The sequence below is a fragment of the Longimicrobium sp. genome (assembly GCF_048594345.1).
Taxonomy (GTDB): Bacteria; Gemmatimonadota; Gemmatimonadetes; order Longimicrobiales; family Longimicrobiaceae; genus Longimicrobium.
Genome location: NZ_JBMDXM010000161.1, coordinates 18168 through 30411 on the forward strand (window position 1 = coordinate 18168; position 12244 = coordinate 30411).

Genomic DNA, 12244 nt, shown 5'->3' on the forward strand with positions numbered 1-12244 from the left:
GCAGAGGCCGGGACCGCGGTGATCCCGCGCTTCAGAAGCCGCGGCGGCGCGGCCGCGGGTCTTCATCCAGGATCTCGGAAAGGATGCGGAGGCCCTGCACAAGTTCCTCGCGCGACCGGGGCGCACCCAGCGACAGGCGAACCGCGTTGGGCGCGTTGCCCGGCCGCACCGCAAAGGTGTGGGCCGGGCCGATCAGCACGTGCCTGGACGCGGCCTCCTCCACCACCTCCAGCGCGGAGCGGTCGTCGGGAAGCGGCAGCCACAGAAAGTACGACTCCCCACCTTCGGCCGCGCCGTGGGCGCGCAGCACCTCCGCCGCGATGGCCTGCCGCGCGGCGGCCTCGGCGCGCCTAGCGTCCAGAAGCGCCTCCGCCGTCCCTTCCTCGATCCACGTGGTCGCGATCTCCGCCAGCAGGGGCGACATGGACCAGATGCTTCCCCCTATCGCCAGGTCCACGCGTTCCGCCAGCGCGGGCGGGCTGCGGATGTAGCCCACGCGAAGGGCGGGGACGGTGGCCTTGGACAGGCTTGCGATGTAGCACGTCCGTTCCGGGGCGAGCGCCGCCAGCGGCGGTGGCGGCGTGGCGGCCAGGGGGCTAAGCGCCGAGTTCTCGATGATCGTGAGGTCGTGGTCCCGGCACACCCGGACGATCGCCTCGCGCCGCCGGAGCGGGGTGACGATTCCCGTGGGATTGTGGTGAGTGGGCGTGCAGTAGAGCACCTTTGCCCCGGACCGGACCGCCGCGTCCCCCAGGGCTTCCGGCACCAGCCCTTCGCCGTCCATGGCGACGGGGTGCGTGGGAAGCCGCAGCTGCTTCGCCGCGTTGAGCACCCCGGAGTAGCTCAGCTCTTCCACCAGCACTCCCGCGCCGGACGCGAGCATCCCCAGGAGGACCGACGTGGCGTGCTGGGCACCGGCGCAGACCGAGACTTCGCCCACCGGGGCGGAAACGCCGCTCAGCGCCAGCCACCGGACGCCCGCCTCGCGCTGTTCCACCGTCCCCCCGTGCTCCTGGTAGCCGCTCAGCGCCACCAGGTCCGCACGGGCGCTCAGGCGCGCCAGCGCCGTGGCCAGTGCTCCGTGGCCGGGGTCCCCCGGCACCGCCGGGACCGCCATGGGCCCCAGGTCGATACGCCGGCGGTCCACCATCGGGGAGTACGAGTCCCAGTCCGTGTAGTCGCGGATGAACGTGCCCCGCCCCACACGGCTCTGGATCAGGCCGCGCCGCTCCGCCTCCAGGTAGGCGCGGGTGACCGTGCCCACGGAGGTGCCCAGCGCCTTTGCCAGCTCGCGATGGGTCGGAAGCCGCTGGCCGGGCGTAAGAAGCCCACCGCCGATGTCACGCGCCAGCGCGTCGACGATGGCCGCGTACAGCGGCGCCGGCGCGTCGCCGATGCTGGGCAGCCACGTTCGCCCTCCGGCCCCGCGCGTGGGATCCTTGGCGGCTGTCGGGAAATCCAAAGTCGGTGCTATGGGGGGTAGGGCCGCGAGGCGGATGTCCGGCGAACGTGCGGTCCGGCGCGTTTGCGCGCCGTTCCACCCGGGTAACGGTTCCCGCCTCTGTAGCCGCCCGCTGCGGGCGGCGGTGAAGGGATGATCTGTCCTGCGTGGGCGGTGCGCAAGACGGTGCCCGCACGCACCCTGCGTTCTTCGCCAGGGCCGGCGTTTGCAAGTTCAGCCGCCCGGAGGCTCGGCCGATTGCGCGCGTCGAGGCGGAGGCGGACACGTGGGTGCGGGAGGAGATCGGGTTCGCGCGGAGGACAATGATTGGGGGCCGCCAGGATGATTCCCATTCCCATGGTTCGCTGTGCACTCGGAGTTCTACTGCCGGTTCACGCGGAGACGCAGTGGGCGCGGAGACGCGGAGAACGTCACGCTTCTCCGCGCCTCCGCGTGAGATTCCTTCGAAAAGGCCGGAATCACAGCGAATCAGCGGAAACCGTAGGCACGCTCAGCCGCGGACGTGGTGCCGCGGCTGCCGCGTTCCCCCGAACCGCATCAGGCGATCACGCGGCATGGACGGAAACGCGGAGATCATCCCACAGCGGCGCGGGAAACACCTTACTTCCGCGACCGGGCACGGCCACGTACATTGTTCCAGGCTGAGTCATCCCGAATCCCCGCTCGTGACCCGATCTCCCGCGCGCCGGCTCATTGCCCTCTGGGCATGGATGGTCCTCCTCCTCAACGGGAGCGTGGACACATTCGGCGTGCATCCGTGTCCGCACCACGACGCCATCGCCACGGCCTCCCCGGCCGCGCCGGCGATGGAGCACGGTGGGGCGCACGACACGGCACATTCATCGGATTCACACGCGCCGGGCGGGCACGAGGGCACGTGCACCTGCCTGGGCTCGTGCGCGCTGGGGACCGTGGCGCCGCTGCCGTCGCCCGCCGTCCTTCGCGCCGCGCCCCTGCTGGCGACGCACAACATCCCGGTGCTGGAAGACGCGCCCGTCCTCGCGGGGCGCCGTCCGTACGTCCTTCCCTACGCCACCGCTCCCCCCGCCCGCCTCGCCTGACCACGCCCGCTCCCCCGTGGAGCGACGTTCGGCCGCCGCGTGAACGCGACGCCGTGCCATCCCGCGTGGCCAAACCCTGATTCGCAAGTCCTGACGCGCGCCACCCTGCGGTGACGCAAGCCAACCGGCCCCGGAGCGATCCCGGCGCCCGGTCCGATCCCGCGTGCCATCACGCGTGATCGACGCCGTGCCGCGTCGTACCGCTTGGGCGGCCGTGCGAACAGCCATTCGAGGCGAACATGATCCAATCGAGCTTTCCGCTCCCCGCCCGCGCCCGCGCGGCGGCCACGCCGTCACGCGCGGTCCCGTGACGAACGAATCCAACCGGTTTTACCTGGCCGCGTGGCGCTGGCACTTTTACGCGGGGCTTTTCGTGGTCCCGTTTCTCCTGGTGCTCGCCACCACCGGCATGGTGATGCTGCTGAGCGAGCCGGTCGACGCGCTCCGCCACCGCGATCTGCTCCAGGTCGCCCCCGGCGAGGCCGCGCTGACGCCCGAGGAGCAGGTGCGCCGCGTGAGCGAGGCGTACCCGCACACCACGGTGGCCATGTACCTCCCGCCGCGCGCGGCGGATCGCTCCGCGCAGGTGTCCATCGTCCCCGGCCACGGCGGCGGGGGCGCTCACGCAGCGCACCAGGGAGAGGAGACGCTCACCGTCTTCGTCGATCCCTATACCGGGACGGTGCTGGGCGCGCAGGACCCGCTTCAGACGCCCTACGCCTGGGCGAAGAAGATCCATGGTACGCTGCTGCTGGGCACCGCCGGTGACCTGCTGGTCGAGGTGGCCGCCGGGTTCGCCGTGCTGCTGCTTGCCACCGGCCTGTTCCTGTGGTGGCCGCGCGGGGAGCAGCGCGCGGTGCTGTGGCCGCGGATGCGGGGACGGCGTCGCCCGGGCTGGCGTGACCTGCACGCATCCGTCGGGTTCTGGAGCTCGGGCGTGCTCGCCTTTTTTCTCCTTTCCGGCCTTGCGTGGACGCCGGTGTGGGGCGGCCGGCTGGTGCAGGGGTTCAGCAGCCTACCCCCGGCACAAATCCAGTCGCCGCCCGCGGAGGCGACGCACGCATCCCTGAACCGCGGCGTGCTTCGGGAGGTGCCGTGGGCGCTGGAGCAGACGCCGATGCCCGCCTCGGGCTCGCTCTCCGGGTTGCCGGGGATTCCGGAGGGGATGCCCGTCCGCCTGAACGCGGTGGTGGCGTTCGCGCGGGACAACGGCTTCACCGGCTACCGGGTGAACGTTCCGCGGGGTTCCGACGGCGTCTGGACGCTTGCGGCCGCCACCATGAGCGGCGACGTCACCGACCCGCGGCGCGACCGGGTGATGCACCTTGACCAGTACACGGGCCGGGTCCTCGCCGACTACCGCTTTCCCGACTATCCGCCGCTGGGAAAGGCGATGGCCGCGGGGATCGCGCTGCACCAGGGGGACGTGAGCGTGGTGAACCTTGCCGCGAACGTCCTGGTGTGCCTGGGGGTGATCACCCTCTGCGCCAGCGGAGTGGCGATGTGGTGGATGCGCCGGCCCGCAGGGGTGCGGCGCCTGGCCCCGCCGCCCATGCCCAGGGACGTCCGTCTCTGGCGCCGCGCGGCGGTCCTGATGTTCGCGGTGTCGCTCGCGTTTCCGCTGGTGGCGCTCACCCTGGCGGTCGTGGCGCTGCTCGACCTTGCCGTCGTTTCGCGGGTGCCGGCGCTGCGCACCGCGTTGAAATCGTAAATCGGAGACTGGCGACACCCGCCGCTCTCTCACGGATCGCACATACAGAGGAAAATCGAACCATGGGTTGTGAAACGAGGAACATCGGGAGGGGGTCCGCGGGATGGGTGGGGAGGCTGCCGAACGCGCTCTCCGTCCTGCTTGCGGCCGTTCTGCTGCTGGTGGGAACGCCGTTGCCGGGCGCCGCGCAGCAGACGGGCGGCATCGGCGGACGGGTCCTGGACGAGTCCGGCGGCGCCGTCGCCGGGGCGCGGGTGGAGCTCGTGGGCGGCCCGGCCACGGGGCGCCCGGCCACCACCGACGCGGGCGGCCGCTACCGCATCGAGGGGCTGGCGCCGGGAGGGCATGTGATCCGAGTCGCCGCGTCGGACTTTCTTGCCGTCACGCGCCGCGTGAACGTCGCGGGTACCGCGCCGGTGACGGTCGACGTGACGCTGCAGGCGTTGCGGCTGCCCGGCGTGGTGGTGACGGCGGCGGTCGCCAGGGCGGCCCTCGAAGCGGAGCGCGACCTGACTCCCGGCGCCGTGACCGTGATCGGAGGCGAGGACCTCGCCCGCCGGCCCGTCAACAACCTGGCCGACGCGCTGCGCTACGTGCCCGGGGTGTGGGCCGAAAGCAGCGCCGGCGCCGACGAGTTCTTTTTCTCCAGCCGCGGCTCCAACCTGGACGCGGTGGACTATGACGACAACGGGATCAAGCTGCTGCAGGACGGCATGCCCGTCACCACGGCGGACGGCAACAACCACAACCGCGCCATCGACCCGCTCAGCGTGCGCTACGCCGTGGTGGCGCGCGGACCCAACGCGCTCACCTACGGGGCGAGCACGCTGGGCGGCGCCATCGACTTCGTTTCGCCCACGGCGCGCAACAGCTCGCCGTTTTCGTTGCTGGCCAACAGCGGCGGATACGGCCCGTTCAACGGCCGCGCCTCCGCCGGTACCGCCGGCGCCCGGCTGGACGGGCTGGTGACGGTGGAGGGGCGCGACTGGGATGGGTACCGCGACCACAGCGGCCAGCGGCGCTGGGGGATCTACGGCAACGCGGGGTGGCTGCTTTCGGATGAGGTCGAGCTGCGCCTGTTCGGGACCCACGTCGACAGCGAGCTGGACCTGCCCGGCGCGCTGACCCGCGACGAGGTGGGCGCCGATCCCGGCCAGGCCAGCGGGCAGGCGCTGGGCGGCGACTACGGAAAGGACCTCGCCACCACGCGTCTGGCCGGGCGGATGAGGTGGACGCCTTCGGCGAACAGCAGCCTGATGGCGGGGATGTACTACGAGACGCAGGACCTGTATCACCCCATCGTCGACAAGGTGCTGGTCGATTTTGACGGGCCCGGGCCGCAGGAGCCGGTCGAGGTGTTCAGCCTGATCGTCAACACCGACCATCGCGACGCCGGCGGCGTGCTGCGCTACAACCACCGGATCGGCGGGCACGACCTGGTCGCGGGCGCCAACTACGGCCGCGGCGCGGTCGATGGCGGAAACTACCGCAACGACGGCGGGCGGCTGAACGGCATCACCCAGCACATCGACAACCGCTCCGAGAACCTGGAGGCGTACGTGATGGACCGCTGGCGCGCCTCCGAGCGGTGGACCGTGGTGTTGGGCGGGCAGTACGTCAACACCGACCGCGACGTGCGCACCACCGACGCGGCGAGCGGCGCGACGAACAACCCCCGGCGGCGCTACACGTCGTTCAACCCGCGCGCCGGGGTCATCGCCTCGTTCACGCCGGCGCTGGAGGCGTACGCCAACGTCAGCCGCACGTTCGAGGCGCCGACCACCTTTCAGATGGAAGACAACGTCCGCGGCGGCGACGCCACCCTGGACCCGATGTCAGGCGTCGTGGGGGAGGTCGGGGTCCGCTCGACCCCCGCGCCCTCGGCCGAGCGCGCCTGGAACTGGGAGGTCACGCTCTACTACGGGCAGATCCGGGACGAGATCCTTTCCGTCGACGATCCCCAGGCGCCCGGCAACAGCCTCACGACGAACGTGGACCGGACGATCCACGCCGGCGTGGAGGCCATGGGCGGCCTGAGCCTGCCCATCGGCGCACGCCACCGAATCGACCCGCTGGTGAGCCTGACCATCAACCGGTTCAACTTCGACGGCGATCCGGTCTACGGGGACAACCGCCTCCCCGCGGCACCCACGTTCGCGGCGCGCGGGGAGCTGCTGTACCGCCACGCCGGCGGGGCGTACGTTGGCCCGACCTTCGACGTGATCGGCGAACGGTACGCGGACTTCGCCAACACGTACGTGGTGGATGGGCACGAGCTCGTGGGTCTGCGCGCCGGCCTGTCCACGCCGCGATGGGAGCTGTTTGGCGAGGTGCGCAACCTGTTCGACACCGACTACACCGCCACCGTCGGCGTGCTGAACGTGGCGGCGGCAGATTCGCGGGTGCTGTACCCGGGCGCACCGCGCTCGCTGTACGTCGGGGCGCGCTATTCGTACTGAGCGGCCCGACGTCCGCCCCGGCATCGACGTACGATGGTGTGGATGGATTTCGGCCCCGGCGAGTGAGTTCGCCGGGGCCGAAATCATCATCCGCGTCCGAAGTCTTCCGCGCGAACCGCCGCTCCCGGTCAGGCGAGCGAGGGAAAGCGCGCGGGGGCCGTTTCGGAGACGATCTCGTACACGGCGTCGAAGACGGTTTCCACGCTGGGCTTGGACCAGTAGTCGCCGTCGCGTCCGTAGGCCGCGCGGTGCTCCGCCGCCGCCAGGGTGCGCGGCGCGGCGTCAAGCCAGTGGAATCCGCCCTGCCGCTCCACCACCTCCTGCATCATGTACGCGGTGGCGCCGCCGGGCACGTCCTCGTCCAGAAAGAGCACCTTGTTGGTCTTCTGCAGCGAGCGCACGATGGCGCCGTCCACGTCGAACGGCAGCAGCGACTGCACGTCGATCACTTCCGTGCTGATCCCCACCGCCTCCAGCGCGGCCGCGGCCTCCATGGCGATGGCGCAGCAGGCGCCGTAGGTGACCACCGTGCAGTCCGTCCCCTCGCGCATCACGTCCACCACCCCCAGCGGCAGCGTGTACGTGCCGATGTTGACGGGAAGCCGCTCCTTAATGCGGTACCCGTTCAGCACCTCCACCACCACGGCCGGGTCATCCGAGCGCAGGAGCGTGTTGTAGAAGCCCGCCGCCCGCGTCATGTCGCGCGGCACAAGGACGTGCATCCCCCGCAGGGCGCCCAGCATCATCCCCATGGGCGAGCCGGAGTGCCACACGCCCACCAGCCGGTGCCCGCGCGTGCGGATGATGACGGGCGCCTTCTGCCCGCCGGCCGTGCGGTAGCGCAGCGTGGCCAGGTCGTCGGACAGGATCTGCAGGCCGTAGAGCAGGTAGTCCAGGTACTGGATCTCCGCGATCGGCCGCAGGCCGCGGAGCGCCATCCCGATGGCCTGCCCCATGATGGTGGCCTCGCGGATCCCCGTATCGCCCACGCGCAGGTGCCCGTAGCGCGCCTGCAGGTCTACGAACCCCTGGTTCACGTCGCCCAGCCGCCCCACGTCCTCGCCAAACGCGATCACCCGCGGGTCGCGCTTGAGCGCCGCGTCAAAGCAGGCGTTGAGCACCTTGTATCCGTCCACCTCGACGGAATCCGCCGTGTACTCGGGCGGCAGCACGGGAACCTTCGTCGCCGCCTGATCGGACTCGGAAAGCAGGTGCGTGTGGTAGCGCTGGGCCATCTGCGCTTCCTGCTCGCGGCGCCAGGCCAGCAGCGGCTCCGCGGCCGGCGTGCCCCGCGCGGCCACCAGCGCCCGGTGCGCGGCGACGGCCAGGTCGCGCCGCAGCGGCGTCTTGCGGCGGCGCAGGTCGTCGCGCTCGGCCTCAAGCCGTGCACGCGCCTCGCCCGCGTTGGCCAGCGCGCCGTCGATGGCGGCCGCCAGCGCCTCGGCCTCGGCGTCGATCGGCGACTGGTACGCCTGCCACGCGGCGTCGCGGGCGGCGCGGACGTGCTGCACCTCCTCCTTTTCCAGCGCCTCCAGCTCCGCCTCGGTGGCGAACCCCTGCTCCACGATCCACGCCCGCATGCGGGGCAGGGCATCGTGCTCGCGCTCCCACTGCAGCCGCTCGGCCGACTTGTAGCGCGTGTGGCTGCCGGAGGTGGAGTGCCCCTGCGGCTGCGTGAGCTCCACCACGTGCACCAGCGCCGGAACGTGCTCGCGGCGCACGGTTTCCGTCACGCGCTGGTAGGTGTCCAGCAGGGCGGGGTAGTCCCACCCCTTCACCACCTCGACCTCAAAGCCCACGGGGCTTTCGGGGGTGCGGCGGAAGCCCTGCAGCAGTTCGGAGATGCTCCCCTTGGCCACCTGGATCTCGTTGGGGACGGAGATGCCGTAGCCGTCGTCCCACACGGACATCAGCATGGGCACCTGCATGACCCCCGCGGCGTTGATCGCCTCCCAGAACACGCCCTCGGCGCACGACGCGTTGCCGATGGTTCCGAACGCCACCTCGTCGCCGTTGCGCGAAAAGTCGGTGAACGGGCGCAGCTCTTCCAGGCTGCGGTACAGGCTGGAGGCCCACGCCATCCCCAGCAGCCGGGGCATCTGGCCCCCGGTGGGGGAGATGTCGGCGGAGGATTGATAGCCTTCGGTAAGCGGAAGCCAGTGCCCCCGCTCGTCCAGCATGCGCGTGGCAAAGTGGGCGTTCATCCCGCGTCCGCCCGAGGCCGGCTCGGCCTCGACGTCGGTGTGCGCGTACAGCTGCGCAAAGAACTGCTGCACGTCCAGCAGCTCCAGCGCAAACATCAGCGTCTGGTCGCGATAGTAGCCGGAGCGCATGTCGCCGGGGCGGAACGCCCGCGCCATCGCCACCTGCGCCACCTCCTTGCCGTCGCCAAAGATGCCGAACATGGCACGGCCCAGCATGACCTCGCCCACCGCGAGCGTGCTTACCTGGCGGCTGCGAAAGGCGATGCGGTAATCCCTGATGATCTCGTCAGGTGTTGGCAATGAACGGTTTCCTTGTTGCGGTCCTGATGCTCGCGCTTTGGGCCCGGACGACGGTCGAGGCGACTTCGATGCCATGCGGATCAAACTCCCGGTAGCGAGGCGTGCTGTAACGTACATATGCCCGGCTGGATATCCAGTCGGGCACGCGCATTCCTGATCCTGAACCGCCGCGCTGGCACGGCTCGACGCGGGAAGCGCGGGGCGGATTCGCTGCCAATCATGCAGCCGGCAGGCGGCCGGCGTCAAGTTCCCCGCACCCTCTGGTGACCCTTGGGAGCGTGTTTCGGGATTCTACCAGAAGCCGATTTTTCGAGGGAGTCGCAGCTCCGAGCCTGCTGGACAGGGGCACTCCGGAGCAGGTGAGGTTTGGCAATGCGTTCTCAGCCCCCCGCCCGACCCCACGTGTCATCCTGAGAGAGGCGCCTCCCGGACTGTCGGTGACGCGCGACAGCCCGTGCGCCGACCGAAGGATCTCTATCCGAAGCGCCTCAAACCCTGCCCTACCCAGGCTCCCCAAGGGAGCTTGAACAGCTCCCGAGGGCTGGGTCTTGCGCGACCCGACAGAGATCCTTCGGTCGCGCGCAAGCTTCTGTGGTTGTGCTGGTTACAGGCGTGCGCTCCCTCAGGATGACAGTGTGCTCCCGTGGGGAGCAGGTGAGGTTTGGCAATGCCCTCTCAGCCCCCCCCTCACCCGACCCCACCTGTCATCCTGAGAGAGGCGCCTCCCGGAGCTGTCGGTGACGCGCGGCAGCCCGTGCGCCGACCGAAGGATCTCTATCCGAAGCGCCTCAAACCCTGCCCTACTCAGGCTCCCCAAGGGAGCTTGAACGGCTCCCGAGGGCTGGGTCCTGCGCGACCCGACAGAGATCCTTCGGTCGCGCGCAAGCTTCTGTGGATGTGCAGGTTACAGGCGTGCGCTCCCTCAGGATGACAGTGTGCTCCCGTGGGGAGCAGGTGAGTTTGGCAATGCGCTCTCAGCCCGCCCGCCCGACCCCCACCTGTCATCCTGAGAGAGGCGCCTCCCGGAACCGTCGGTGACGCGCGGCAGCCCGTGCGCCGACCGAAGGATCTCTATCCGAAGCGCCTCAAACCTTGCCTTGCCCAGGCTCCCCAAGGCAGCTTGAACGGCTCCCGAGGGCTGAGTTCTGTGCGACCCGACAGAGATCCTTCGGTCGCGCGCAAGCTTTTGTGATCATGAAAGTTATGGGTGTGCGCTCCCTCAGGATGACAGTGGGGCTCAGGTGGGCGGGGCGGCAGGTTGCCCGGCACGCGGGACGGCCGGGATCTGAACGACGGGTGGATGGAATCTGACGGCGTGACGTGCCGGGATCGGTTCGTCGGCGTGCCCAGGCCCGATTGACGGCGCGATTGAAGTTGGGTATCCTCATCGGTCCAAAAATGAATATCGTAATGGGTTAGCTGCCGTGGCGATGGCACAGCCGCGCCGGCCCGCCCGTCCATCCATCGAGAACACCTCTCGATCGATCAGCCCGGTTCACGCCGCGCCGCGGACATCTTCGACGGATCCCAGCGAGCGCCATGGCCTGGTGGCGCCCGACGTGGGTGCGTCCGATCACGCCACAGAACCTTCGCCTGACCCTTCCAACGGAGCAACGAAGTGACTGAGTTAGCGACCTCGGCCCTGCAGCTGCCGGCCGATCTCCATATCTCGGACGTGACCGTGCCTGCCCGGGGCCTGGACGCGGTGATCGTGGGCCTGGGCCGGGCGGGGCTGGGTCTGCACATGCCCATTCTGGAGAAGATTCGCCGGGGCGGGGCCGGTGCTTCACCGTTCGGGGCGGTGGTCGGTGTGATCGACAGCGTTGAAACGGGAGCCAGACGCGCGCTGCATCGTCTGGAATACGACTACGGATACGACCCGGACCGGGTACGCAGCGGGACCTCGTTCGCGGATCTCACGGGCGTCGATCCGGAGAACACGGTGGTGCACATCTGCACGCCCGCGGACGATCACGCATCCGCCCTGCGCGCCGCGACCGACGCGGGATTCCGGCGCATCATCGTCGAAAAGCCGTGCGCGTCCAACACCGCCGACGTCGACGAGATGCAGCGGATCGCCGATCGGACGGGCGCCAGCATCGCGGTGATCAACCCGTACCTGTACAGCCGCTCCGTCGCCAGCTGCAAGGACAAGATCCAGCAGGTGGGACGGCGGCCGCACTACCTGGAGTTCGAGATGTCGAAGCCGCGGGTGGCTCCGACACTGGCCGGCCGCTCCAAGCCGGAGTCCGTCATGGACGTCGAGCTGCCCCACCAGATCGCCACCGCGCTGTACCTAGCCGACGCGTCGGAATACCGGGTTCTTCGCGCCGAAGTGCGGCACATGCACTATCGCGAGGCGGACACCGAGCCGTGCCAGGTGGTGCGGAACATGGGCGTCGGCATCATCGTCCTGGAGCTGGACGGGTGCATCGCGGTCCTGGTCTCCTACCTGGACGCGCTCACGCGCACGCGCGAGCTCAAGCTGCGCTTTCCCAACACGGAGCACATCGAGGCGTTCCTGCCCGTCACGGGGGACGACCATACCAGCGTGGTCATCGAGTACTCCGGCCACAACTCCGACGGGTCCATGGAGCAGACGCGGGTCGCCAAGCTGCCCGACGACATGCTGACGCGATGCCTGTTCGACATGTACTCGCGTTTCATCACCGACACGCCGCAGCTCAGCGACCTGGCCTTCAACCGCAAGGTGGTGGACGTGATGGACAAGGCCAAGACGTTCGCGCGGATCCGGCGGTAAGGCAGGCGGCGATCGGGTCCCCAGCGGGGAAGGGGCCCGGTTCGCGCTTGCTCGGGCTCTCCCGATCGATTTGATTGAAGCCAGCGTCGAGGCGGGGTGACTCCTCCGCCAGCCGCTGGCTCACGTTCTCCGCTCGGCGGCCGGATGATCCGGCCGCCGAGTTCCATCGGCGTATCACCCTCTGCGGCTGAACCAACGAATGGACGAAGCACCGACCCGGGATTCCGAAGCGATCACCGGACGGCTCGAAGCGCTTGCATCCGCGCTGCGCGGCGGCGAGAACCCG

Annotated in this window: 6 protein-coding genes; 4 read left to right on the forward strand and 2 right to left on the reverse strand. The window is 69.9% G+C overall.

All coding sequences use genetic code 11. From position 1 onward, the window contains the following. Positions 1-31 precede the first annotated feature (31 nt). On the reverse strand, positions 32-1462 hold the full coding sequence (locus ACOJUJ_RS17665; protein ID WP_420128227.1) for a PLP-dependent aminotransferase family protein: 1431 nt from the start codon (positions 1460-1462) through the stop codon (positions 32-34). Positions 1463-2196: 734 nt separating this feature from the next. On the opposite strand from ACOJUJ_RS17665, the gene ACOJUJ_RS17670 reads away from it, so the two are divergent. From ACOJUJ_RS17670 to ACOJUJ_RS17680, 3 genes are all read left to right on the forward strand, one after another. After that, positions 2197-2523 carry a hypothetical protein gene (locus ACOJUJ_RS17670; protein WP_420128228.1) on the forward strand — a complete coding sequence of 109 codons (327 nt, stop codon included), beginning with the start codon at positions 2197-2199 and terminating at the stop codon, positions 2521-2523. A gap of 307 nt (positions 2524-2830) precedes the next feature. Further along, positions 2831-4234 (forward strand): PepSY-associated TM helix domain-containing protein, encoded by a 1404-nt coding sequence (locus tag ACOJUJ_RS17675; protein WP_420128229.1) that lies wholly within the window; start codon positions 2831-2833, stop codon positions 4232-4234. A gap of 107 nt (positions 4235-4341) precedes the next feature. Beyond that, positions 4342-6693 carry a TonB-dependent receptor domain-containing protein gene (locus ACOJUJ_RS17680; protein ID WP_420128230.1) on the forward strand — a complete coding sequence of 784 codons (2352 nt, stop codon included), beginning with the start codon at positions 4342-4344 and terminating at the stop codon, positions 6691-6693. 128 nt (positions 6694-6821) lie between these two features. On the opposite strand, the gene ACOJUJ_RS17685 is transcribed toward ACOJUJ_RS17680, so the two are convergent. Further along, on the reverse strand, positions 6822-9197 hold the full coding sequence (locus ACOJUJ_RS17685; RefSeq protein ID WP_420128231.1) for an alpha-ketoacid dehydrogenase subunit alpha/beta: 2376 nt from the start codon (positions 9195-9197) through the stop codon (positions 6822-6824). A gap of 1618 nt (positions 9198-10815) precedes the next feature. On the opposite strand from ACOJUJ_RS17685, the gene ACOJUJ_RS17690 reads away from it, so the two are divergent. Continuing rightward, positions 10816-11958: a Gfo/Idh/MocA family protein gene (locus tag ACOJUJ_RS17690; RefSeq protein WP_420128232.1), complete on the forward strand. Its 1143-nt coding sequence runs from the start codon at positions 10816-10818 to the stop codon at positions 11956-11958. Positions 11959-12244 lie beyond the last annotated feature (286 nt).